The organism is Rhizobium sp. 18065 (assembly GCF_902706095.1).
Lineage (GTDB): Bacteria > Pseudomonadota > Alphaproteobacteria > Rhizobiales > Rhizobiaceae > Allorhizobium.
Genome location: NZ_CACSJP010000002.1, coordinates 490,171 through 514,982, shown reverse-complemented (window position 1 = coordinate 514,982; position 24,812 = coordinate 490,171). Strand labels below are relative to the sequence as shown.

Here is a 24,812-nt window from a genome sequence, read left to right as displayed (position 1 = left end):
AGCGGGATATCTTCATCATTGCGCCGTTGCTCCAGCGGCGCAATTCGCCTACATAGCGGCAACTTCCCATTCTGCCCGGAGCAATTTCACGATGGCACGCCAGTTCATCTATCACATGTCGGGACTGAACAAGTCCTACGGCGCCAAGAAGATCCTCGAGAACGTCAACCTGTCGTTCTACCCGGATGCCAAGATCGGTATCCTCGGCCCGAACGGCGCCGGTAAGTCGACCGTGCTGCGCATCATCGCCGGCCAGGACAAGGAATTCACCGGTGAAGCCTGGCTCGCCGAGGGTGCGACTGTCGGTTATCTCGAGCAGGAACCGCATCTGGATCCGTCCAAGACCGCGTTTGAAAACGTCATGGTCGGCGTTGCCGACAAGACCGCCGTGCTCGAGCGTTACAACGAGCTGATGATGAACTATTCCGACGAGACCGCCGACGAAGGCGCCAAGCTCCAGGACATCATCGACAGCCAGAACCTCTGGGACCTCGAACAGCAGGTCGAGATGGCGATGGAAGCGCTGCGCTGCCCGCCGAAGGATTCCGATGTCACGCTGCTGTCTGGTGGTGAACGTCGACGTATCGCGCTGTGCCGTCTGCTGCTGTCGCAGCCGGACCTGCTGCTGCTCGACGAGCCGACCAACCACCTTGACGCCGAGACGATCGCCTGGCTCGAAAAGCATCTGCGTGCCTATCCCGGCGCCGTGATGATGATCACCCACGATCGCTACTTCCTCGACAACGTCACCGGCTGGATCCTCGAGCTCGACCGCGGCCGCGGCATTCCTTACGAAGGCAACTACTCGGCCTACCTGCAGGCGAAGGCCAAGCGCATGCTGCAGGAAAACCGCGAAGAAGCCGGCCGCCAGAAGGCGATTTCGCGCGAACAGGAATGGATCGCATCCAGCCCGAAGGCGCGTCAGTCCAAGTCGAAGGCCCGTATCAAGTCCTACCAGCAGCTGGTGGATGCCGCCGAAGGCATCCGTCCCGGCGATGCACAGATCATCATTCCGGTGTCCGAACGTCTCGGCAATGTCGTCATCGAGATGGAAGGCATCACCAAGGGCTTTGAAGGCCGCACGCTGATCAACGACCTGTCGATCAAGCTGCCGCCGGGCGGTATCGTCGGCATCATCGGCCCGAACGGTGCAGGTAAAACCACGCTTTTCAAGATGATTACCGGCCAGGAAAAGCCCGATGCCGGAACGGTTCGCATCGGCGAGACCGTGCATCTCGGTTATGTCGACCAGAGCCGCGACGCGCTGGCTGCAGACAAGACCGTCTGGGAAGAAATTTCCGGTGGTGCGGAAGTCATCAAGCTCGGCAAGTTCGACATGAACTCCAGAGCCTATTGCGGCGCCTTCAACTTCAAGGGTGGCGACCAGCAGCAGAAGGTCGGCAATCTTTCGGGTGGTCAGCGTAACCGCGTGCACCTTGCCAAGATGCTGAAGGCCGGCGGCAACGTGCTCCTGCTCGACGAACCGACCAACGACCTGGACACCGAAACGCTCGGCGCGCTCGAAACCGCACTCGAAAACTTCGCCGGTTGCGCCATCATCATCAGCCACGATCGCATGTTCCTCGACCGTCTGGCGACGCATATCCTCGCTTTCGAAGGCGACGGCCATGTCGAATGGTTCGAAGGCAACTTCGAAGACTACGAGCAGGACAAGGTGCGTCGACTGGGTGCCGATGCGCTCAACCCCGGCAGCCAAACCTACAAGCGCCTGACGCGCTGATCGGACCGCGATTGCGTCAGCTGACGCCGCCGCCTGTTTCAATGAAAGCTCCGGTATCACCGGAGCTTTTTTTGTTCGGTTTTTCGACGTCCGCTGTTTGACGGAGCGGGCGCAGTCGCATTGCTTGCATTACCACCGGGACAAGAGCGGCGACCATAGCCAAGGTTTTTTGTTTTGTTCTCGTGTTGCGGATGAATGTATGTGAAACGAATTGTTGTCTGTGAAAATTGATAGAGGTCAGTCGGTGAGGGCAAAAATGTCATTGAATTGGCATTTTTCAGTTTCTCGACACCGCAAATCTGCGTGTGTCTCCTGTTGTCCCGATACGGATTGGTTTGTGCGGCGCAACATTAACCTCGGCTTATTCAATTTATCATCAAATACTCCGATATCGGCCAATTTTCGGGGCATTCTATGATTTTCTCTATTCGAAATGTACTCTTCAGCATTTTCGCACTCCTCAGTCTGATGCTGAGTGTACTGGTCGGAAATTCGATGCTGTCTTCCTACCGGCAATATCAGGTCTATGCCGAGGTTTCGGAACTCACCGGCTTTGACAAGGCCTTGTTCAAGGCATTGCTGGCGTTTCGCAGCGAGCGCGGCGATAGCGCTTCGGCGCTGTCGCTGGCATCGGATGCGGCTGCCGGTTCGGTCGCCTCGGTGGTGAAGAACCGTGCAATCGTCGATGCTGGCATGGCAGATGCCGAGGCGATTGCCGCCGGGATCAATGCCGCGGAACTTTCGGCACCGATCTCGGCCGTGATGGCCACCTATGACCAGGTTGCGGCCTATCGCAAGACAATCGATGCCGAGCTCGCAAAGCCGCTCGAAGGTCGTGATGGCGCAGTTACCAAGGCATCGATGGATCTGGGTGCGACTTTCCTGGCTGACCTCGAAAAGGCATCCGAATCGGCGGAAGGCCGCATGCGTAGCCTTGATGCGGCAATGATGCCGATGATTCAGACGCGGGCTTATGCCTGGTCGACCCGTGCGCTTGGCGGCGGCGGTGCTTTGATCCTCAACAGTGCGGTCACCTCCGGCGAACCGTTGTCCGTCGAAACGCAGGCGAAGCTCGCCATTGCGGATGCGAATGTCGCTTATGCCTGGAAGGCCGTGCGTGTGCTGGTGGATCATCCGCAAACACCGCAGAACATCAAGGACGGCTTCACTGCCGCCGATGCTGCCTATTTTACCGGTGACTATGCCAAACTGCGGGCTGACGTGATTGCCAAGCTCAGTTCGGGGGAGAAGGCGCCGCTGACGATCGATCAGTGGAGAGGACCGACTACGTCCGCGCTGGCCACCATTGCCGCTATCGCGTCGCTGGCCATGGATACGTTGCATGAGCAAGCCATGAAGTCGAAAGCCGATGCGCTTGCGCAAGCGTTGACCTTTCTGACGCTTTTTGCCCTTGTGATTGGCCTTGCCGTCGTCGGGATGACTGTGATCGTGCGTAAGGTCATCGGACCGATCGGTGCATTGACCCGCTGCATGGGTTCGCTTGCCGATGGCGATCTGGCTGTCGTGGTTCCGGGTGCCAAGCGCAAGGACGAGATGGGGGCGATGGCACGTTCGGTCGAAGTGTTCCAGATCGCGGCTATCCGGAACAAGGAGCTTGAAGCCAGTGCGGAAGAGAATCGCCTCGCCGCCGAGCGTGACCGTATTGAAACGCAGCGTCGCGCCGAGGCGGATGCCGATGAGCGTCTGACGCGCGCGACTGGTGCGCTGGCCGGTGGTCTGCAGCGGCTCGCGTCGGGCGATCTGCTTTGCGAGATCGAAGATCAGTTTGCGCCACAGTTCGAAGCCCTACGACATGACTTCAATACATCTGTGAGCCAGTTGCGCGCGACATTGCTTGCGGTTGGTGGTTCCGCGTCGGTGGTCTCTGGCGGCAGCAGTGAGATTTCGCATGCATCCGACAATCTCGCCAAGCGCACCGAGCAGCAGGCTGCTTCGCTTGAGCAGACGGCGGCCGCGCTTGAGGAGATCACCGCCAACGTCACCGCGACCTCCAAGCGGACCGGCGAGGCGCGCGATCTGGTACGTGATACCAGAAGCCGTGCCGAGCACTCGGGCGTGGTTGTCAGCAATGCGGTGTCGGCCATGGAGCGCATCGAGCACTCCTCCCGCCAGATCGGCCAGATCATCGGAGTAATCGATGAAATCGCCTTCCAGACCAATCTTCTGGCGCTGAATGCGGGTGTCGAAGCCGCTCGTGCTGGGGAGGCCGGCAAGGGTTTTGCGGTCGTCGCACAGGAAGTTCGCGAACTGGCCCAGCGCTCTGCCAAGGCTGCCAAGGAGATCAAGTCGCTGATCGGCAATTCCGAAGTGGCCGTCAGCGAGGGCGTCAAGCTGGTCAATGATACGGGTGAAGGTCTGACCGCGATTGCCGGTCTGGTACAGTCGATCAACCAGCACATGGATGCGATCGCCACGGCCGCGCAGGAACAGTCGGTCGGGCTTGGTGAAGTCAATACCGCGGTCAATCATATGGACCAGGCGACGCAACAGAATGCGGCGATGGTTGAGGAAATGAACGCAGCCGGTGCTGGTCTGGCACAGGAAAGCGGCAAGCTTTCCGAATTGCTCGGCCAGTTCCGTACCGGTCAACGGTCCACCCAGCCAATGCAGCGGGTAGTCGCTTCCTCGAACTCTGCGCCGGTCCGTGCTGCGCAGTTCAATGCCGCTGCGCCCGCGCCGCAACCGCGGCGCGCGATGCCTGCCGTCTCGGGCAACAATGCACTGGCTAACCAGAGCTGGGAAGAATTCTGATCCGGTCATTCGACCCTGGCAAAAACATGATCGCGGCCGCCTTCGGGCGGCCGTTTTGCGTCTTGCTGCCACATGTCGGAGCAGGTGCGCAGATAGTGCTTGCGCGGCGGCCGCATGTGACATAAACATATCTTTATATGATTATTGCACTTCGAGGTCAGAGATGAAATTTGGTGTGGATGCTCTGGTGGAGTTGTTGAAGGCGGCGGGTGAACCCACCCGTCTTCGCCTGCTTGCACTCCTGTCCGCTGGCGATCTGACCGTCACCGATCTTACCGAAATTCTGGGGCAGTCGCAGCCCCGAATCTCGCGTCACCTGAAACTGCTCGCCGAGGCCGAACTGGTGGATCGCTACCAGGAAGGTGCCTGGGCGTTTTTCCGGTTGAAGCAGGAAGGGGCCGGGGCCGATCTGACCCGTGTCCTGCTGGATGCGACGCAGGAGACCGATCCGGTCCTGCAGCGCGACAGGGAGCGCCTTGCAGCCGTCAAGCGTTCGCGGGCGCAGCGGGCGCAGGAATATTTCAGCCGCAATGCGTCCGAGTGGGATGAACTTCGCCGTCTGCATGTCAACGACGCCGATGTCGAGGCTGCGCTGCTGAAGCTCGTCGGGCCGGAGCCGGTCGATGCTCTGCTGGATCTCGGCACCGGCACGGGTCGCATCCTGCAGCTTCTCTCAAGCCAGTATCGTCGGGCAACCGGCATCGATGCGAGCCGTGATATGCTTTCGGTCGCGCGTGCCAATCTCGACAAGGGCGGCGTTCTGTCGGCGTCCGTTCGCCATGGAGACATTCTCAACCTGCCGCTTGATGCGGAAGACTACGATCTGGTGACGATCCATCAGGTCCTGCACTTCCTTGAGCAGCCCGAGCTGGCACTGGCCGAGGCGGCGCGCATGCTGAAACCGAATGGCCGCTTGGCGATCGTCGATCTGGCACCGCATGAGCTGGAATACCTGCGCGACGAACATGCCCATGTCCGACTTGGTTTCTCGCGACAGATCATGGCCGACTGGCTGAACCGTAACGGCTTCCACGTCGAGGAAGTGGTCGATTTGCCGCCGGAAAGTGCGGCGGGCAGGGGGCTTACCGTCACCATCTGGCTTGCCCGACGCGACGCCGTTCTGGCACCAGCCGGTGTGGACACAGCAATTTTACAGACCGGGAGCAGATAAATGGCCGAGCACCAAAGAGCGATCGAAGACGCTGCAGACCAAGACGCTGCAGATCTGCGCATCTCGTTTGAATTCTTTCCGCCGAAGTCACCGGACATGGAAGACCAGCTCTGGTCAACCGTCGAGGCATTGGCGCCGTGGCAGCCAGATTTCGTCTCCGTCACTTATGGAGCCGGCGGCACCACGCGCGAGCCGACGCTGAGTACGGTGAAGCGGCTGATCAGCGATACACCGATGCCGACTGCATCGCACCTGACCTGTGTCGGTGCGACACGCGACGAGGTGCGGCGTGTGGTCGAGGAATTCAGGGCCGTCGGTGTCCGACATTTCGTCGCGCTGCGCGGCGACCCGCAAGATGGCGTCGGCGCGGCTTACCAGCCGCACCCGGACGGTTTCATCAATGCCGCCGATCTGGTGGGCGGGCTGCGGGAGATGGGCGATTTCGAGGTGTCTGTCTCCGCCTACCCGGAAAAGCATCCGGAAAGCCCGGATGAAGCCGTTGATCTGGACATGCTCAAGCGCAAGGTGGATGCCGGTGCAACGCGGGCGCTGACGCAGTTCTTTTTCGACAATGATGTCTATGCGCGCTATCTCGACCGGGTGCTGGCGGCGGGGATCACCATTCCGATCGTGCCCGGTATCATGCCGATTCAGAACCTGACGCAGCTGAAGCGTTTTGCCTCGATGTGTGGTGCATCGGTTCCGGCGAGCATCGATCGTCGTTTCGAAGGAACCGATGGCAATGCGCAGGAGCGGGCAGCCGTGGCGGCGGATATTGCCGCCGAGCAGATCGCCGATCTGGCGAAGCGCGGTATCCGGGATTTCCACATTTACACGATGAACCGTGCACCACTGACAATCGCGACGCTGTCGCGGCTTGGGCTGGACGGCAAGTCTCGAACGTTGTCCGGGGCTGCGGCCTGAAACAGCTGGCGGGTATCAAGTGAAAAGCGCATGACGGGGTCCGTCATGCGCCTTTTTGATTTCTAAAATCATTCCTGCCCGAGAGGCCTTGGTTGGCCGCTTCATCGCTTTTGGCTCATCTCACTCCCGGTCAGATGAACAGCATGGTGGTAATGAACACAAACGCCGCACTGACGATAAGGACATTGATAGAATTAGTCAGTCCCATGTCTGCCTCCTTGTGTTTGACCGTTAGATGTTATGTCCGATTTGTGTCATCGAAAAGCAAATTCTGTGCTGCGGTGCGATGATGGCCGGTGGATAAGCTGTCGCAGTTAGCAAAATATTGTTATATTTCAGTCGTTTAAGAATTTTCAGCTGTTGTTAATGAAGTTTAACAAACGTGACTTGCTGGGCTCCAATATGATGCGGACTGTTGCCTTTTGGCACCACTCAGCCGAGGCGAGATTTGTCGCCAAATGGCAGGTAGCCGAGCAGGCGGCCGTCCAGCACGAGCAGGCCGGCGCCAATCAGTGCCATTCCGACGACGTCGAGCGGATGCAGAATTTCGCCGAGGAAAAGCGCACCGAGCAGGATTGCGCTGGGTGGAACGAGCAGCGTGACGAGCGAAGCGTTGGTCGCTCCAGCGGCTGCCATGATGCGGAAGAACAGGATGTAGGCGAAGGCGGTGGAGAGCAAGGCGAGCGCCAATATGGCCGCGATTGCGCTGAGCGGCGGCATCGACAGTGACCAGGGCTGATCGATGACCAGGGCTGCCGGCAACATGACGAGCGACGAGGCGGTGAGCTGCCCGGCTGCGGTTACCGGGGCAGGCACGTCACGGAAGCGTTTGCCGTAGGTGGCGGCAAAGCCGTAGGAGACTGCGGCGAGGATCGGCAAGATCACTGCCCAGAGTGGCACGTCCGTCTGCAGGAAGGTGCTTGGCCCGATCAATACGGCGGTGCCGGAGAGGCCGAGGATGGTGCCGGCGATCTTCGCTGGCGAAAGCTTCTCGTCGGCGGTCAGCTTGTTGGCAATCAGCACGGTCCAGATCGGTGTCGTGGCATTGAGGATCGAGGCAAGACCTGCGCCGATTTCCGTCTGGCCGAGGAAGATCAGCGTGTGCGGGATGGCATTGTTGATCAGCCCGAGCAAGAGGAATGCCCGCCAGCGTGTCTTCAGGATCCGATAGAGATCGTCACCGCCGCGCAGATAGAGATGCAGGGCGAGCGCTGCAAGCGACAGGCGAAGGAAAACCAGCGTGAACGGTGGTACATAGGCGACTGCATACCGCGCGAAGAAGAATGAGCCGCCCCAGATAAAGCCGAGCAGGATCAGCAGGACCCAGGTGGTCGCGTTCAAGGTCAGGGGAGCTCGTTGTTGCATGGGGCACCTTTCGAATCGGAGCCCCACGCTAATCTCACAGTCTTGCTGAAACCACCCGTTTCATGCGGCCGGTCTTTGGGTCACAGCGTGTTCAGCAGGGACGGGGTCGCCCAGCCATCGGCGGGCATGCCCAGCCGCTGCTGTTCCTTCTGGATAGCCACACGGGTGCCTGATCCCAGAATGCCATCAATCTTGCCGACATCATGGCCGAGCGTCTGGAGCTTGGTCTGAAGCGCCTTCATCTCAACGTCACCGAGGCCCTGTTCCGGGGTGCCCTTCAGATAGGGTGGAGCCCCCATCAAACGCGTGGCAAAGTAGGCCGCCGAGGTCGTGTAGATAAACGACTGGTTCCATTCCAGATAGATGTTGAAGTTCGGATAGGTCAGGAATGCTGTGCCCTTGCGCCCCTGCGGCAGGACCAGCGATGCAGGCAGGTTGCCTGAGGCTGTATCTCCGTCACGCGGAGTGACGCCGAGCGCGAACCATTCGCCGGCCGTCAGCGGGCCGCTCAGGCCCGTCTTTTCGAAAGGCAGGTTGTCGGGAATGGTGACTTCCTGAATCCATGGCTCGCCGCGCTTGAAGCCGAGGTGCTGGATGAACTTGGCCGCGGTCAGAATGGCGTCCGGTGCGCTCTGCTTGACGTTGATATGGCCATCGCCATCACCGTCTATGCCGAATTCGATGATATCTTTCGGAAGCATCTGCACCTGGCCGATTTCGCCGGCCCAGGCGCCGGTGTTGGTGGCGGGATCGAGATCGCCATGCTGGACCATTTCGATCAGGGCCAGCAGTTGTGGGCGAAACAGTTCCGGACGACGGCAGTCGTGTGCGAGCGTCACCAGCGCGTTGCGGGTGCTGAAATCACCCTGCACGGCACCGAAATCGGTCTCCATGGCCCAGAAGGCGGCGATGATGCCGGAAGGAATGCCGAATTCCTGTTCGGCCCGGTCAAACACTGCCTTGTACTGCTGCAGTTTCTGGCGGCCGATATCGAGGCGAGCCTGGCTGACGGTGCGCTGGGAGAATTCGAGGAATGTCTGCTTGAACACGCCCTGCGAGCGGTCACGGGCCAGAACTTTCTCGTCGATTCGGGCGCCGGCCAAAGCCTGGTCGGCAATATCGGCGGGGACGCCGGCGGCTACGGCTTCCGCCTTGACGCCCTGGAGGAAGGTGCCGAGATCGCCGCCGCATTCGGCTGCCATCGAAAGGCTGGTGGATGCCATGAGGAAGGCGAGGGGAAGGGCAAAGCGTGAGGCAAAGGTCATCATTTGGTCCTTGGATGTTTCTTACGGACGGTTATTAAGCGACTTTTTGACCAAAGAGAGATGGCGGCACAAGGACTCGTGCCGCCATGGTCTTATTTTCGGAAATTTCTCAAGCTGGGACCGTATTTATTTGGAAACGGATGCAACCCACTTTTTCCAGTTTGCCTCCGTGCCGGCGAAGACGTTGATATCCGTTCCGCCCTTGATGCCCGGGATAACCCCGGTCGAGGTATATTGCCAGAAGGCCCAGCGGCGCTCGGGATAGATTTCGTTCGGATGCTGGGCGACGGCCCGCACCCAGAAATGATAGTCCTGGAACGCGCCTTCGAGATTGTCGCGATGGAAATCAACCGATGTGTAGATGATCGGGCGCTTGCCGTAATAGGCTTCGATGCGGTCCATGAACCGCTTCATCTCGCTGCGCACAGTTGCCGCATCCGGGCGACTTTTGCAGGTTTTCGAGGTGGGATTCCACTCGACATCGAGTACGGGCGGCAGATGCATGGACTGCTTGGGTACGTTGCGGATGAACCAGTCAGCCTGTTCGTCGGCCGTCGAACAGAAGTAGAAGAAGTGGTACGGCGCATGGGGAACGCCAGCGGCGCGTGCCTGCTGCCAGTATGCGTTGAAGCGGGGATCGACCATGTCCTTGCCTTCTGTCGCCTTGATGAAGGCGAAGGAAACGCCGGAGCGGCGGACCTGGCCCCAGTCGATGTCACCGTTCCATTTCGACACGTCGATGCCGTGCACGTTGTGGCGATGCGGTGTCTTGCCGTCGAAATCCTGTGGATCTGTATCCTTGAAACGCGGCGAAATCGATGCCGTTTCCATCAGGTCATAGCTGGTGGAGGTGCAGGCTGCCAGAGACAGCGAAATCGGCAAGAGCGCCAGGAGAAGCCACCGCATGGATGTTCCATCAATTGGAGTTGGAATCATGCCCCAGGAGCGGTGCGCACGAACGCGAGACACAAGAGGCGCGAACACCATTCTTGGTCCATCATCGTTAAAACTTGGTTATATGCAATCCGTCTTGCTGAGTTAATGACGGCACAGGTTCAGATTTTGATGACCGCGTGCCATGCATAGCCTCGACCGATCGGCTCGAAAGTGAGCGCCGCACCGCGTGCGGCGGCACGCTGCTCCAGCGCCTCGCGAAGGGCTTTCCTGGGGGTGACATGGAAGCGCGATAGCCAGTTGCGCAGCAGATTGCGGAACCAGCGCGGCAGGCCTTCCTGCTGGCCGAAGTCGACGATGTGCAGCGAGCCGCCGGGTGCGACGGCATCAAGCGCGCAGTCGATCGCCTCTTCCCAATCCGGGATCATCGACAAGGCGTAGGAGATCATCACCCGGTCGAATCCCTGCGTGCCGAACTGGCTTGCGTCGAACGCTGTCGCGTCGGCGACGGTTAGCACAGGCTGGGTGGTGCGGCCGCGGAAGTTGGCACGCGCCGAGACCAGCATTTCCGCCGATATGTCGAGGCCGTAGAGGTGTGCTGTCGGATACAGGCGGTGAGCGAAAAGCAGGTTGCGGCCCGTGCCGCAGCCGACCTCCAGCAGTGTGCCTGCTTGTGGGACGTCGAGACCGGTGATCATGCGGTCACGGCCGAGCAGGTAATATTTCCGCGTCAGGTCGTAGACGTGGCGCTGGTAGCGATACATGCTGTCCATGCGTTCTGCATGCGGCTGGTCGATGACGCCGTCTGTTGCCTGTTCGCTCATGCCAGCGGCTTTTCATAGATGTGGAACCCGCCGTAGATCGCCGAGCGGTCCTGCTTGTTCAGTGCCGTGGAGCGCTCCGCCTGGTAGTACCATTGGCTGAGCAGGCTGTCGGAGAGCTTGCCATCCAGCACGCTCTTTTCGGCGGCCGTGCGGAAGATGACGCGGGCGCCGGGAGCAGCGGTGCGGGTGATTTCCGTCCACAGTTCATTGAGCTGGCGCTCGTTCATCCAGTCCTGGGCGTCGAGGAGCACATAGCGGTCGACACTGGCGGCCGGCTTTTTAGCCAGCAACTCGGTGAAATTGGCATGATGGACCTGGACCCGATCGATGTGGTCGCGGATCACCGGATAATGTTCCTGCTTCAGGTATGTCGGCAGCGTGCCTTCTTCCGCGTTGGGATAGCGGCGTGCAAATGCCTGCCAGGCGAAATAATTGTCCTTCAGCGGAAAATAGCAGGCCAGCTTCTCCAGCCGGTGGCGGAGTACGGGCGCGATCGTGCCACCCTCCGAGAGGCTTGCGAGCTCGTCATATTGCTGCGGCGGAATGCCGAGGCCAAAGAGCGAGCTCTTGCGGCTGGTCAGCCAGCGGATCAGCGGCTTGTCGAACAGCGGGGCAATGCGGCTGTCGAAGAACTGGCGCTGGTCGCGCAGCGAGTTTGCGGCAGTTATCTCCTCAAGGCGGACACCATGCAGACGGGCGAGGAGATGACCGACGCCGATGAAGCGCCCCAACAGGCCGGTGCGATAAAGGTTGCGGTTGAACACCGAGACCCGACGTCTGCCGGTCAGGCCGCGCTGGTTCCAATAGCTGCGCGTCGCAGTATCGAGATTGGGCGCGACATGTCGGTCATACAGGCGGCTATTGCCGGCTTCGCCCGCTGTTGCCAGAAGGCGGACAGCCGCAGCATGATCGGGCAGATGGCGGAAGGCTGCGAGCTTCAGCCGGTTGAGTGCGACGTGATTGGGGTTCAGGTCGACGACGTCGATCGAGACAGGCCTTCGGCTGAGATAGGCGAGCATGTTGCAACCGCCGGAGCCGATCGTTACGATCGAATGTCCCTCGGCCAGATCCATGGCCTCCATGTCGACGTCCGGGTCTTCCCAGATCTGGGCATAGACAAGGCCCGAAAACAGCAGGCCAAACAGACGTTCTGACAGTCCGTCCCTGGACATTGGCTTGTGCTGGAGAAGCGCGTCCTTGAGCTTGTGGTTCTCATGAAAGCCGGCATCCGGTGCAATCTCGGTCATCTCGATCCGCCATCCTCTTGGAGTTGATGGCGTGTAGCCCTGCGATGCTACAGTTTGATGACGTGGGATTGCCGGCTGTTTGTTGCAGCCGTGCCGACCCGCGCTAAGTCGTTGGCGCCTATGACATTTTTTTCAGCACTATCCTTCAGCGCCGGGCGCGGTCGACGGCGTCGGAGCTTGGATATCGGGTGCTGGATTGCGGATGGTGATGTGATGAGGATCAGATCACAGCGTCCATGTTTCCCGATTCTCCTCGTTCCTGTTGTAACGAGGGTATCGGGTCTTTGTCGGATTGATTGCTAGTGCCGATTTGAGACTTACTGCGTCAGGTGCAGCATGCCCTTGCGCTTTGCGTCGTAATAATAGCCGCGTGCGTAAAGGCGGACCGCCTGGTCGTGATCGTTGTCAGCGACGAGCCATGCACCCTTGAGGTACTTGACGGCGTATTTGATATTCGTCTCGGCATCGAAAAGACCTGACGGCTCGCCACTGTAGCCCATGGCCTTGGCGGTGTTGTAGCGGATCTGCATCAGGCCGTAATTGCCGCTGTGGTAGGCGCCAGGATTGTATGTGCTCTCACGCTTGACGACGCGGTGTACGAGATCCTCGGGGATCTCGTAGAATTTCGCATATTTCTTGATCAGCGCGTTGAGCTTGGTCGGTCCGCCGCTCAGCGTTTCCGGTTCGGGGTCCCGTTCCGGTGGCGAGCCCGGTGAGGTGATGTCGAAGGGGTCGCCAAAGCTTGTCAGTGCCGTCCTGCGCAGGGGCGCCGCGTAGGCAAGCACGACGGGCGCGGGTGCCGGCAAAGCGCCTGTCGTCGTCGCAACAGCGGACGCCGCTGCCGATCCGGGGGCTGCCGCAATCGCCTGCATGGGGGCCGCATCGGCGGTGATTGCTGCCTGCTGCTCGACGCCCGGAAGCGGTGTTGCTGTCGCCAGTGTCGTCAGGGCCTGCGTTGCCGCCGTTTGCGGCGCGGTGGCGGCCAGCGACGATTCCTTCAGCATCGGAATGGGTGCTGCTGTTTCTGTTCCGGGAATGATCGGGGCGGGGCCTGGATTGGCTGCTGCCAGTTCGGCCGTAGTGGTGACGGTTACCGTAACTGCCGGTGCCGTGCCATTGGAAATGGCTTCGGCGGCATTCGCTGCCCGCATTTCCGCCGAATTGGGTTTGGCCACTGGTGCCGAGGCCAGATCTGCCTTCATGTTTTCGTCGATTGCAGTGCATCCCGTGAGGCCCGCTAGCAAGGTAGCAGCCATGCAAATCGCAATGCCGCGGTCTTTCTTGACGATCATGCCACTATCCGTTTTCACGCTGCAGGCGACCGGTGAGGAAACAAATCACCGACCGTTAAGATTTCCATTTATTAATCCAAGCTGGCCTTGGCGGCAAGCGCCTGGCGAAATCGGCCTCTTTGGAAGGTCAGGCGGCGATCTTGCGGTAGCCTGCTGTGACCGCTCCAGCCGAAATCAAGACGGTGCGGTTGCCATGCTTCGCTGTCCTGCGAACCGAGCGTTTGCGGATGTATTGCCGGGCTTTTCCGGCGACGAGCGCATAGGTAATCGTGTTGACGATCGACAGGGTCATGAAGGTCGCGACGAGCACAGAAGCCTGTTCGAAAACTGGTGCGGAAGACGTCAGGAATTGTGGCAGGAATGCGACGAAAAAGACGATACTCTTCGGGGCGAGCGCCGTCACCGTGAAGCAGTGCGCGACGATCTTCAACGGCTTTTCTTGCGGAAGGTTGTCATTGTCGGCAATCGGGCCCTTGCCGACCGGCGCACGCCAGAGGTGAATGCCGATATAGACGAGATAAGCGGCGCCGAACCATTTGACCACGGCAAACGTCGCGGCCGAGCTCGTAAGCAGGGCGGTCAACCCTGCGAGCGACGCAGACATCACCACCAGATGACCGAGTGCCACGCCGATTACCGTGGCGAAGGCCGTCTTGCGACCATAGCCTAGTGCATAGGAGACGACCTGCTGCACCGATGGTCCGGGAATGGCAAGAATGACCGCTGACGCAGCCACGAATGCGAACCAGGTTTCATTGGACATAGAACTCACTCCTCCTCAGGAGAGGAAGCCAGCTTTCGCGCCGAAGGTCAATTCACAGGATGGTACTTCTGGCCCAAATAATCCATCACGTCCTTGAACCATGGGGTCGAAAGATCGAAGGCCTTGCCGCCCTTGATGCGCGGGAATTCGATCGTGCGAAGCTTTCCGCCCTGGTCTTCGTCGTGGCCGGTCACGCCGGAGATCTTGTTCAACCCGCTTTCCACGGCGAGATCGACCATGCTCTGTATCAGGCGCAGGTCCTCGGCGTTCGCCGGGGCGGAGCGGGCGAAATAACCGGATTTCTGCACCATCGAGCGCTCCGCATCGAGCAGCTTGGCAAATTGCTTCTGGAACCAGTTGCCGACATTGATCGTGTCGATCTTCACATGGCCGAAGGCGTCGCGCTTGACCTCTTCACCGGAGGCTTCGCGTTCAGTTACAATTTCATCGAGACAGGCGCCTTCGGAAACGAACAACGTGACAAAGCCGGTGCGGTCCATGATCTCCTTCAGGCGCTCGGCTTCGGCATGCATGTCAAAATGGGTTTCAGGCAGATAGAGGCCGTCGATGTTCTTCAGCTCCTGGTTCATCATGAAGCCGTCGATATATTCGTTGTGCTTGGTGCGCTGGATATAGGCGCGCGCGGTTGCCGCGGTCAGCCAGCCGCAATGGCGGCCCATCACTTCATGGATGACGAGAGAGCGCGGGGCGGCGCTCTGTTCGTTGGACACATGGTCGAAGAAGCGGGCGCCGACATCCGCGGCCGTCCAGGCGCCCAGCGACTGCCTGATCGGCACGACATCATTGTCGACGGTCTTGGGCAAGCCGACGACGGTCAGGTCGTAGCCATGGGCACCGAGATAAGCGGCCAGATCGGCCGCAGTCGTGTTGGTGTCGTCGCCGCCGATGGTGTGGAGGATCGTGACGCCATCGTTGGCCAGGCGTTCGGCCGCGACGCGCAGCGGATTTTCGCCTTCCTTGACCAGGCCGCGCTTGATGCAATCGGCGGCATTGGTCAGCTTGACGCGGCTGTTGCCGATCGGCGAGCCGCCGTAGCGATGCAGCAGGTACGCCTTCTCGCGCATGTCTTGGTTGATCTCGATCTTGTAGTCCATCAGCAGGCCGCGATAGCCGGATTTGTAGGCGATCATCTCGACGTCAGGGGCGATCTCATTGTAGCGCTCGATCAGCCCGCCAACAGCGGACGAGAGGCAGGGGGCAAGACCACCAGCGGTCAGCATTGCTACTTTCTGTTTGGCCATCGAACCTCCTTGGGCACCGTCCGGCGGTGCCGCCATCATGACGTTTCCGGTCGAATGGATGCGACAGTCAGCGCGGGCTGTAAAGCCAAAAAATCAAGAAAAACGGGCCTTTCGGCCTAGCCAGACGACGAAGGCAACCGCCAGGGCGAATATAATCGTTTCAATCCCGATCTGCTCGCCGAGCAAGATTGTGGAAAAGGCAAGTGTGACAAAAGTCTGCATCAACTGGATCTGCGCGACCTTGGCAATTCCACCGATGGCGAGACCCGCGTTCCAGAAAATGAAGCCGGCAAACATCGAGATCAGGCCGTGATAGAGCAGGGCGCCGATTGCTGCCTGATCGGGCGCGTGGATGCCATTTGCAGCCGTCAGTGCCAGTCCGACCAGCGACAGGGGCAGGGTGACCACGAGCGCCCATGACATTACCTCCCATCCGGAGAGGGTGCGGGCGAGGCGGGCTGACAGGACATAGCCAAACGAGGCAGAGACGGCTGCGGCGAGAAGCCAGGGGTCGCCGAGTTCGAGGTGGAAGCCGTTCTGTCTCGCCGAAAACAGGGCAACGAGAGCGGCGCCCGTCAGGCCGCAGGCCCAGAAGAGCGGGCTCGGCCGTTCGCCATCGACGATCACCGCGAAGATCGACGTGAGCAGCGGCAGAAGACCGAGCACCACGCCGCCATGGCCGGCGGGCAGGGTCTGCATCGCAATCGATGAAAAGATCGGGAAGCCATAGACGAGACAGAGGCCGGCGAGAAACAGCGTCGGAAACGCGCCGACGGGCCAGCGTTTGCCAAGCGCCAGAAGTGCAAGACCTGCTGCGCCCGTGGCGATGACGGCGCGGCCGAATGTGATGACTTCCGGCGAGAAACCCTGGAGAGCGAGGTGAGTCATCGGCAGGGTCAGGCCGAACATCGTGACGCCGATCGCACCGAGACCGAGGCCAAGCGCGCCTTTGGAAATGTCTGTTTGCATGGGGTCCACCGGGTATGATGGATGGCTGCTCGCATGCGGTCGGTGAATAGTCCAATCAATTGCGCGAATGTAAATCGTGGCCGTGGTTCAGCAATTCGCAACCTAACATGAATAAAGTTTAATGCCGTAGGCCGGGTGTCGGGTTGCTTTTTGGCCGATATTTGGTCATGGTCGCGCCATGATTTTTGATTTCGCCTGCGAGCAAATATCGTCATTCTGGGACCGTTTGCTCGGCGCGATCGGTGATGCTGCGGGCAGCGCGCTGCAAGGAATGATCGAGGCCGTCCGGACCGTCTTCGAAGGCGACCCCGAAACCCGCCGTCGTGTTTCCTTCTCGGTCGCCATCATTGCCCTCTCGGCAAAGATGGCAAAGGCCGATGGTGTGGTCTCCGTCGCCGAGGTCGATGCCTTCCGCAAGATCTTCGATTTTCCGCCGGAAGAGGCGCGCAATGTTGCCCGTCTCTACAACCTGGCGCGCCAGGACGTTGCGGGTTTCGAGACCTATGCCAAGAACCTCGCCAACATGTGCCGGACCTGTGACAATTTCTGCCCGGTGCTCGAGGATATCATCGACGCATTGTTCCACATCGCCAAGGCGGATGGGCTGGTGCATGAAACCGAAATGGCGTTTCTTGCCAGGATTGCCGAGATCTTCGCCGTTCCCGAAGAGCGCTTTACGATGATCACCGAGCGGCATATCCATCTCGATGGCGATCCCTATGGCGTGCTCGGTGTCCAGCCTTCCGACGACTTTGCGACGATCCGCAAGCGTTATCGCTCGCTGGCGGCGGAACATCATCCTGACCGTTTGCACGCACGCGGCATTCCGGCTGAGTTCCATTCGGTTGCCACTCATCGCATGGCAAAGTTCAATGCGGCCTATTCCGCGATTGAAAAAGAACGCCGGGCTGCATGACATCCTTTGCCGCCGAATGCCGCCTCGCCGAGGTGGTTCCGTCGCCGAATTTCGGCGAACGGATCGGCGTGACCCGTCCCGACATCCTGCTGCTTCATTATACCGGCATGCCGACGGGTGAGGGCGCGCAGGCCTGGCTGTGCAATCCCGAGAGCCAGGTATCGAGCCACTACATCGTGCATGAGGATGGCCGGGTGGTGCAGATGGTGCCTGAAGATCGCCGGGCCTGGCATGCGGGTCAGAGTTCGTGGGCCGGCGAGACGGACATCAATTCTCGCTCGATCGGCATCGAGATCGCCAATGCCGGACATCCCGCCGGTCTTCCCGATTATCCCGATCGGCAGATCGAATCCCTGATCGAATTGTGTCGCGAATGCGTCGAAAGGCACCAGATTGCCCCTGAAAGGGTGCTGGCACACTCCGATGTGGCGCCTGTTCGCAAGGTTGACCCGGGTGAAAATTTCCCCTGGTCCAAGCTTCATCATGCCGGCGTTGGGCACTGGGTCGAACCGGCGCCGCTCGGCGGCGGACGGTTTTTCCAGCGCGGCGATCAGGGGCAGCCGGTCGAGGCCCTCCAGTCGATGCTGTCGTTCTATGGTTATGCGATTGAAATAAATGGCGATTATTGCGCAAAAACGGAAGGTGTCGTCGCCGCGTTCCAGCGCCATTTTCGGCCCGTCAAGGTTGACGGCATCGCAGACAGTTCCACCATCGAGACGCTACACCGGCTGCTGACCAGCCTGCCGAGATTTGCCTGAAACCTTGCTCCGGCGTCTGTGCACAATGGCGCTTGAATTAACGTTTCATGCGCCGAATTGTTGCAGTGCCACACGAATTCCTTAATGAGCCGGTCTAAAGAGCGGGCTGAACAGCGGCGTGGAACCCTTCGGATCCGGCCGCAAACATCAACATAAAGGCGTGGTTTGGCGAGCCCTGGTGGGCTTGCGACGTCGAAGAATTGCGTCCGCTCTATGCGCAGCGACCACCAGCCTTTGTAGGAGACTGACCTTTTCATGAACAGACGACTCGTTGCTGCTGCGGCATGCCTCGCTATCCTTTTGTCCCATTCACAGGCGGCGCTTGCCGGCGACGACGAAAGTCGCATCAAAATGCCTCTCAAGACGATCAACCGCGATGTCGGTTTTCCGACGGCCCCGGCGTTTTCAAAGAGCCCCTATGGCGCGATCATTTCCAAATATGCCAAGCAATATGGCGTGCCGGTTGATCTGGCGCATGCGGTGGTTCGCATCGAGAGCAACTTCAATCCGAAGGCACGCGGCAGTGCCGGCGAAATCGGGCTGATGCAGATCAAGCCTGCAACCGCACGCTACATGGGCTACAGCGGCAGCAAGAAGGGGCTTTATGATCCCGAAACCAACATCCGCTACGGCATGAAATACCTGTCCAAGGCCCATGATCTTGGTGATGGCGAAACCTGCAGCACCATCCTGCGTTACAATGCCGGTCACGGCGCCAAGCGCATGAACCCGGTCTCCAAGCGTTACTGCGGCAAGGTGCTTGCCCTGATCGGGACGTAACGATCTCTTGTGGCGGATGATCGCACCCGCTGGACAGAGTGTTCCGTCATGCTATCCAAAGAACGAACATGTATTGGATGGTGAGTCATGGTGGAACGCTTCAAGTCGATCGTTGTCGGGCGCGGTATGATGGGGGCTGCGGCTGCCCGCTACCTGGCTAGATCCAGCGATGGGGTGGCGATCATCGGTCCTGATGAACCGGTGAACTGGTCTACCCATCGTGGCGTATTTGCCAGTCACTATGACGAGGCGCGGATCACCCGGACGATTGATTCCAATCCTATCTGGGCGCGGCTCGCCAATCGTTCGATCGCCCGCTACAGGGCTATCGCCGCTGACAGCGGTGTCGACTTCTACCGGGAAGTCGGCTGCCTGATCGTTGGGCCGAAACGCGGCGGTTCCGACCCCTATATCTCCCAGATCGAATCGGCGGCAAACGCTCTTCGCGTCGAGACCGAAATGCTGTCGGATGCGGAACTGAAAAGCCGCTTCGGCTATTTCGATTTCGGCCTCGGCTGCGAGGGTGTCTTCGAGGGCGCCAATGCCGGCTATGTCAATCCGCGCAGGCTTGTCGAGGCGCAGAGCGTTCTGGCTGAAAAAGCAGGGGCCACGCTCATCCGTCATGCTGCAGTCTCGATCCGTGAAGAGGCAGGCCTTGCCATCGTCGCGACCGATGATGGCCGCGAGTTTGCCGCTGAAAAGGTGCTGGTTGCCGCGGGAGGGTTCTCCATTGCGGCAAAACTCCTGCCGCGACCCGTCCATCTGTCGGTGTATGGACGCACCGTTGCATTCTTCGAGATCGCAGAAGCCGAACTTGCTGTCTATGCCTGCATGCCGTCACTGATCCACCAGCCGGACGACCCGCGCGACCACATCTATCTCCTGCCGCCGGTGCGTTATCCCGATGGAAGAGCGTATCTCAAGATCGGCGGAGATCCGGACGACCTGCTTTTGGCAACGGAGCCGGAGGTTCGTGCATGGTTCCGTGGCGGCGGGCGTGAGACGACGCGTGATCATCTCAAGCGGATTGTCGGCCAGATCGTTCCGGGCCTTGCGAATGCCCCGGTCAGCATGGCTGCCTGCGTCACATCCTTCACGCCGGACAACTATCCGGCCATCGGTTTTGCCAGCGACCGTATCGCCGTACTAACCGGCGGTTGCGGGGCTGCGGCAAAGAGTTCGGACGAAATCGGCCGGCTCGGGGCGGAGTTGCTCCAGCACGGCGCCATCCAGGACGATGCCTACGGGGCTGTTTTTGCCCCCGTCTTCAGAGACTGATTCACCAAATCCGGCCAAGCGTGTGCTGCGCTTATGTTTTTGTTGGCTTTCGCCGTCTCTGTCGTTTAAGGACGCCATGCCAGTTGGCCGGGCAGCCGCGCTTTACCAATGTCGAAAGACGGTAAGGGGAGGAAAGTCCGGGCTCCACGGAAATACGGTGCCGGATAACGTCCGGCGGGGGCGACCCTAGGGAAAGTGCCACAGAGAGGAAACCGCCTCGATTGTCCGATGCCTGCATCGGGCGCTGCGAGGTAAGGGTGAAAGGGTGGGGTAAGAGCCCACCGCGTCGCTGGCAACAGGGACGGCATGGTAAACCCCACCGGGAGCAAGACCGAATAGGGATGACGCGGGTGACGCGCAAGCGCCACCACAGCCTGTTTCCGGGCCAGTCATCCGGGTGGGTTGCGAGAGGCAGCGTGCAAATGCTGTCCCAGATGAATGGCTGCCACGTTCCGGGCAACCGGAGCCATACAGAACCCGGCTTACAGGCCAACTGGCAAATTCTCTCCCTTCCGTCTTTGGGCGGGTAGGGGCGATGACAGCGAAAATCAGCCAAGAGTCTGAAATTCCCCGGCTAAATTTGACCTTGCCCAAATCGGCGTCATTGCATGCCGTGCCGAAAAGCGCCGTGTTCCCGGCGATTTCTAACCTTTCGTTAAGCTTAACGGCCTATCAATATTGAATCCTGAAAGGGGTTCCGCCAGTCCGTTCCCATTGACGCCCATAGTGTCCCATGGTATCCCAAATGCATGCCGTTGAAGGGGTTGATTTTGCCCCGAAAGCCCAGAATTCAGGCAGGCAGTTCAGCAATGCGGCGAGCACTGCAGAGGGACTGAGTGTCGGGTGGTCAGCGGTTGGCGTAACCAGTTTCCGGAGGTCAATCAGTGGCTTCCTGTCGAGAGGGAGGTCGGTCGATTGTCATGAACCGCTTCCTGTCCAATGCGACAAACAGGATCGATGCGAAGGGGCGGGTTTCCGTTCCTGCGGCTTTTCGTACCGTGCTCGCGGGGCGCGACATTCAGGAGCTTTATTGTCTCCAGGATTTCGTCTATCCGGCAATCAATATCGGCGGCCCCGATTTGCTGGAGCGATACGAGCGGAAGGTGGCGGCGGAAGATCCTTTTGCTTTGGAGGCAAACGAGATGTCGCTGCTGCTTCATGGTGGTGGCGTCTTTATGCGACTCGATGCGGAGGGGCGTCTGATGATGACGGAGTTTATCCGGGATTTCACGGGGATTTCCTCGGAGGTCTGCTTCGTCGGTCGATCGGATCATTTTCAAGTGTGGCAGCCGCAGGCGTTTCACGAGGCGCAGGCGAAGGCCAGAGAGGTCGTACGGCTACGAGGGCTGCGGACCTAGAAAGACGGAGAAGCGGAATGGCGGCGAATCTTGGCGAGGGAGAACCTGATGCCAATGGCGGACCGGTTCGCCACATTCCGGTTCTTCTCCCGGAGGTTCTGGCGGCGCTCGAGGCGCAGCCGGGCAAGATCATTCTTGATGGTACTTTCGGCGCGGGCGGCTACACGACGGCCATCCTCGGCGCTGGTGCCGATGTGATCGCACTTGACCGCGATCCGAATGCGATTGCTGCGGGCCAGGCGCTGGTCGAGGCTAGCAATAACCATTTGTCCCTGCGTCACACCCAGTTTTCCCAACTTGCCGAGCACGCGCCCGCCGAAGGGTTGGATGGCATCGTGCTCGATATTGGCGTTTCCTCGATGCAGATCGATGAGGCTGATCGCGGCTTTTCATTCCAACGCAATGGCCCGCTCGACATGCGCATGTCGTCCTCCGGTGTTTCGGCCGCCGATGTGGTCAATCGTGCCAAGCTGACCGACCTCATTCGGATTTTCGGCTTTCTCGGTGAAGAAAAACATGCGGGCCGTATCGCGCGCGCGATCGAGAAGCGCCGTGCCACCGAGCCTTTCCGGACGACGCGTGAGTTGGCCAACCTGATTGAGACGGTCAATCCGCGCAAAGCCAAGGACAAGATCCATCCGGCGACCCGCGTGTTCCAGGCGTTGCGGATCTTCGTCAATGACGAACTCGGCGAACTGGCGCAGGCTCTTTTTGCGGCGGAAAGCGCATTGAAGCCGGGCGGTCGGCTGGTGGTTGTCACTTTCCATTCGCTGGAAGATCGCATCGTGAAGAAGTTCTTTTCCGAGCGTTCCGGCAAGGCGTCAGGTTCGCGCCACCTTCCCATGGTCGAAGCACGTCCAGCGACCTTCGAGCCTGTCGGCAAAGGCATGGTCGCTGCAACCGAAGCCGAGGCGGAAATCAATCCGCGCGCCCGCTCTGCCAAGCTGCGTGCCGGCATCCGGACCAAAGCACCTGCAGAACGCGCCGACATGTCGATCTTCGATCTGCCGGACCTTGCCACTCTCGATAAGATCGGAGGCTAATAATGCTCAGAACCTTCGATCTCATTCTTGTTGGATCGATGCTGGCGGCAGCGGCCGTCACCTATCAGATCAAGCACCATACCGACAACAAGGCGGTAGAGGTTCGCCGTCTGGAGGCCGAGATCAAGCTTGAGCAGGATACGATCGAGCTGCTTCGGGCCGACAGGGCGCTGCTGACACAGCCGAACCGGCTGGAACGGCTGGTCAAGGCATATTCTGAAGAGTTGAAGCTGGAGCCGACGTCTCCGGAACAATTGGCGCAGCCGGTGGAGTTGCCGATGCCCAGGGACCAATTGCCGAAGCCTGAGGTGGCGCAGGGCGAAGCGTCGTCGGATCCAGTCAAGGATCTGATCACGACAGGATCGGTGCAACCCATGGAATCGGTGGACGACTGATGACCTTTCTTTCGCGAATCATGCTGTTGAAGAGCCGGGCGCATTTCTCCACGGATGTGCAGCGGAGCGGCACCGTAATCAATGGCGCCACCTTCAAGGGGGCAGGCAAGCGCAAGACGGAAATGGCGCGCACCCGCGTCGGCATCATGATTGCCGGCTTTTGTTTCGCCTATGCGATTATCGGTGGTCGCCTCGTCCAGTATGGTCACGCGCAGCCAGAAACGGTTTCCAGCATCCTGCCCGCCGATCGCCTGATGGCGTCGCGTCCCGATATTCTCGATCGCAATGGCGAAGTTCTGGCGACTGATATTCGCACCGTTTCGTTGTTTGCAGAGCCGCACAAGATCGTCGACCCGGACGAGGCCGTTGAAAGGCTCGCAACTGTTCTCAGGGACCTCGACATCAAGGGTACCTACAAGAAACTCTCGTCGAATTCGCGCTTTCAGTGGCTGAGTCGCCAGTTGACGCCGAAACAGCAGAGCCAGATCCTGGCGCTCGGCATCCCGGGCATCGGCTTTCGTCCGGAGAAGCGTCGCTTCTATCCGGGTGGCTCTACCGCCTCGCACATTGTCGGCTACGTCAATATCGACAATCGCGGCATGACCGGGATGGAGAAGTATATCGACAACCAGGGTATGGCCGATCTGCGCGCGCTCGGCATGACCAGCGATATGCCGCTGGAGCCGGTCAAGCTGTCCCTCGACATTCGCGTGCAGAACATCGTCCGCGACGTTCTGGTTTCCGCCGTTGATAAATTCAAGGCGATCGGTGCTGGCGGTGTCGTTCTCGATGCCCATACCGGTGAAGTGCTGGCCATGGCTTCGCTGCCCGATTACGATCCGAACAATCCGGCCGGCTCGGAAGAAGGCTGGCTGAGCCGCATGTCGAACGGCACATTCGAGATGGGTTCGACCTTCAAGTCTTTCACCATTGCGATGGGCCTGGATTCCGGCAAGGTCTCTCTGAAGGACAGCTTTGACGCCCGCTATCCGATCCGGATCGGGGGTTTCACGATCAAGGATTTCCACGGCAAGAATCGCGTTCTGACCGTACCGGAAATCTTCCAGTATTCGTCGAACATCGGAACGGCAAAGGTCGCTGACCTGGTCGGCACCGATGGTCACAAGGAATTCCTGACGCGACTCGGCCTGCTCAGCAAGATGCAGACCGAGCTTCCGGAAGTGGCGATGCCGTCACAGCCACGCGTATGGAAGAAGATCAACTCGATCACCATTTCCTTCGGCCACGGCGTATCGACAACGCCGCTGCAGACGGCGGTCGCCGGTGTCGCACTGGTCAATGGCGGCAAGCTGATCGAGCCGACATTCCTGCCACGAACGCGCGAACAGGCCGATCTGGTTGCCAAACAGGTAATCAAGCCATCGACCAGCGATGACATGCGCTTTCTGTTCGAGTGGAATGGCGTCAAGGGGTCGGGCCGCAATGCACGCGTCGAAGGCTTCGACGTCGGCGGCAAGACCGGTACGGCCGACAAGGTCGTCAACGGTCGCTATGTCGGCGACAAGAACTTCAACGCCTTTCTGGCGGCCTTTCCGATCGACAACCCGCGCTACGTCGTGCTGACCTTTATCGACGAGCCGAAGACCGACAAGGGTAACGGCGCCGCGTTGGCAGGTAATACGGCCGCACCGATGGTTGCCGACATCATTCGCAGAAGCGCCGCAATTCTTGGTGTAGAACCGAAATTCGGAGAAGACGGCTCGGCCTTGCTCGTCTCTTATTAAGTTGATCGAATATTGACGGGGCGATTCGGCACGATTTGCCCCGAGAGGAT

The 24,812-nt window shown here is 59.7% G+C and carries 21 protein-coding genes and 1 other RNA gene; 13 read left to right on the top strand and 9 right to left on the bottom strand.

The genetic code is table 11. The annotated features are described in order from the left end of the window. The first annotated feature begins 91 nt into the window (after positions 1-91). The 4 genes from ettA to metF all read left to right on the top strand — a co-directional run bounded on the left by ettA (position 92) and on the right by metF (position 6,608). Positions 92-1,741 (top strand): energy-dependent translational throttle protein EttA, encoded by a 1,650-nt coding sequence (gene ettA / locus GVK95_RS08235; protein WP_159948404.1) that lies wholly within the window; start codon positions 92-94, stop codon positions 1,739-1,741. 414 nt (positions 1,742-2,155) lie between these two features. Continuing rightward, positions 2,156-4,513: a HAMP domain-containing methyl-accepting chemotaxis protein gene (locus GVK95_RS08230; protein WP_159948402.1), complete on the top strand. Its 2,358-nt coding sequence runs from the start codon at positions 2,156-2,158 to the stop codon at positions 4,511-4,513. A gap of 163 nt (positions 4,514-4,676) precedes the next feature. Next, the gene (locus GVK95_RS08225; RefSeq protein ID WP_159948400.1) at positions 4,677-5,684 is read left to right on the top strand and encodes a metalloregulator ArsR/SmtB family transcription factor; all 1,008 of its coding nucleotides are present in this window, start codon (positions 4,677-4,679) and stop codon (positions 5,682-5,684) included. After that, positions 5,685-6,608, top strand: coding sequence for a methylenetetrahydrofolate reductase [NAD(P)H] (metF, locus tag GVK95_RS08220; RefSeq protein ID WP_159948398.1), 924 nt, complete (start codon positions 5,685-5,687; stop codon positions 6,606-6,608). A gap of 432 nt (positions 6,609-7,040) precedes the next feature. On the opposite strand, the gene GVK95_RS08215 is transcribed toward metF, so the two are convergent. From GVK95_RS08215 to GVK95_RS08175, 9 genes are all read right to left on the bottom strand, one after another. Continuing rightward, on the bottom strand, positions 7,041-7,973 hold the full coding sequence (locus GVK95_RS08215) for a DMT family transporter (protein ID WP_159948396.1): 933 nt from the start codon (positions 7,971-7,973) through the stop codon (positions 7,041-7,043). Positions 7,974-8,053: 80 nt separating this feature from the next. After that, entirely contained in the window at positions 8,054-9,241 is a 1,188-nt protein-coding gene (locus tag GVK95_RS08210) for a lytic murein transglycosylase (RefSeq protein WP_159948394.1), read from the bottom strand. A gap of 123 nt (positions 9,242-9,364) precedes the next feature. After that, complete coding sequence (locus tag GVK95_RS08205; protein WP_159948392.1) at positions 9,365-10,144, bottom strand: GH25 family lysozyme; 780 nt, start codon at positions 10,142-10,144, stop codon at positions 9,365-9,367. Positions 10,145-10,293: 149 nt separating this feature from the next. Then, entirely contained in the window at positions 10,294-10,956 is a 663-nt protein-coding gene (locus GVK95_RS08200; RefSeq protein ID WP_159948390.1) for a class I SAM-dependent methyltransferase, read from the bottom strand. Next, the gene (locus GVK95_RS08195) at positions 10,953-12,203 is read right to left on the bottom strand and encodes a DUF3419 family protein (protein WP_159948388.1); all 1,251 of its coding nucleotides are present in this window, start codon (positions 12,201-12,203) and stop codon (positions 10,953-10,955) included. Before GVK95_RS08195 ends, GVK95_RS08200 begins: the two co-directional genes overlap by 4 nt. Positions 12,204-12,520: 317 nt before the next feature. Further along, complete coding sequence (locus GVK95_RS08190; RefSeq protein WP_159948386.1) at positions 12,521-13,495, bottom strand: lytic transglycosylase domain-containing protein; 975 nt, start codon at positions 13,493-13,495, stop codon at positions 12,521-12,523. 127 nt (positions 13,496-13,622) lie between these two features. Further along, on the bottom strand, positions 13,623-14,258 hold the full coding sequence (locus tag GVK95_RS08185; RefSeq protein ID WP_159948384.1) for a LysE family translocator: 636 nt from the start codon (positions 14,256-14,258) through the stop codon (positions 13,623-13,625). Positions 14,259-14,305: 47 nt separating this feature from the next. Continuing rightward, positions 14,306-15,520: a pyrophosphate--fructose-6-phosphate 1-phosphotransferase gene (locus tag GVK95_RS08180; protein WP_159948382.1), complete on the bottom strand. Its 1,215-nt coding sequence runs from the start codon at positions 15,518-15,520 to the stop codon at positions 14,306-14,308. Between the two features lie 93 nt (positions 15,521-15,613). Continuing rightward, positions 15,614-16,489, bottom strand: coding sequence for a DMT family transporter (locus GVK95_RS08175; RefSeq protein ID WP_159948380.1), 876 nt, complete (start codon positions 16,487-16,489; stop codon positions 15,614-15,616). Between the two features lie 178 nt (positions 16,490-16,667). Between GVK95_RS08175 and GVK95_RS08170 the strand changes: the two genes are divergently transcribed. From GVK95_RS08170 to GVK95_RS08130, 9 genes are all read left to right on the top strand, one after another. Then, positions 16,668-17,405: a DnaJ family molecular chaperone gene (locus tag GVK95_RS08170; protein WP_159948378.1), complete on the top strand. Its 738-nt coding sequence runs from the start codon at positions 16,668-16,670 to the stop codon at positions 17,403-17,405. Further along, on the top strand, positions 17,402-18,163 hold the full coding sequence (locus tag GVK95_RS08165) for an N-acetylmuramoyl-L-alanine amidase (protein WP_159948376.1): 762 nt from the start codon (positions 17,402-17,404) through the stop codon (positions 18,161-18,163). Before GVK95_RS08170 ends, GVK95_RS08165 begins: the two co-directional genes overlap by 4 nt. Positions 18,164-18,418: 255 nt before the next feature. Further along, positions 18,419-18,943 carry a lytic transglycosylase domain-containing protein gene (locus GVK95_RS08160; RefSeq protein ID WP_159948374.1) on the top strand — a complete coding sequence of 175 codons (525 nt, stop codon included), beginning with the start codon at positions 18,419-18,421 and terminating at the stop codon, positions 18,941-18,943. A gap of 87 nt (positions 18,944-19,030) precedes the next feature. Further along, entirely contained in the window at positions 19,031-20,221 is a 1,191-nt protein-coding gene (locus tag GVK95_RS08155) for an FAD-dependent oxidoreductase (RefSeq protein WP_159948372.1), read from the top strand. 79 nt (positions 20,222-20,300) lie between these two features. After that, positions 20,301-20,722: RNase P RNA component class A (rnpB, locus tag GVK95_RS08150), an RNA gene on the top strand. Positions 20,723-21,141: 419 nt separating this feature from the next. Continuing rightward, entirely contained in the window at positions 21,142-21,579 is a 438-nt protein-coding gene (mraZ, locus tag GVK95_RS08145; protein ID WP_159948370.1) for a division/cell wall cluster transcriptional repressor MraZ, read from the top strand. A 17-nt stretch (positions 21,580-21,596) separates the two neighbouring features. Next, positions 21,597-22,622 (top strand): 16S rRNA (cytosine(1402)-N(4))-methyltransferase RsmH, encoded by a 1,026-nt coding sequence (rsmH, locus tag GVK95_RS08140; protein WP_159948368.1) that lies wholly within the window; start codon positions 21,597-21,599, stop codon positions 22,620-22,622. A gap of 2 nt (positions 22,623-22,624) precedes the next feature. Next, a complete protein-coding gene (locus tag GVK95_RS08135) occupies positions 22,625-23,017 on the top strand; it encodes a hypothetical protein (RefSeq protein ID WP_159948366.1) in 393 nt (130 codons plus the stop codon). Continuing rightward, complete coding sequence (locus GVK95_RS08130) at positions 23,017-24,762, top strand: penicillin-binding protein 2 (protein ID WP_159948364.1); 1,746 nt, start codon at positions 23,017-23,019, stop codon at positions 24,760-24,762. Before GVK95_RS08135 ends, GVK95_RS08130 begins: the two co-directional genes overlap by 1 nt. Positions 24,763-24,812: the final 50 nt, after the last annotated feature.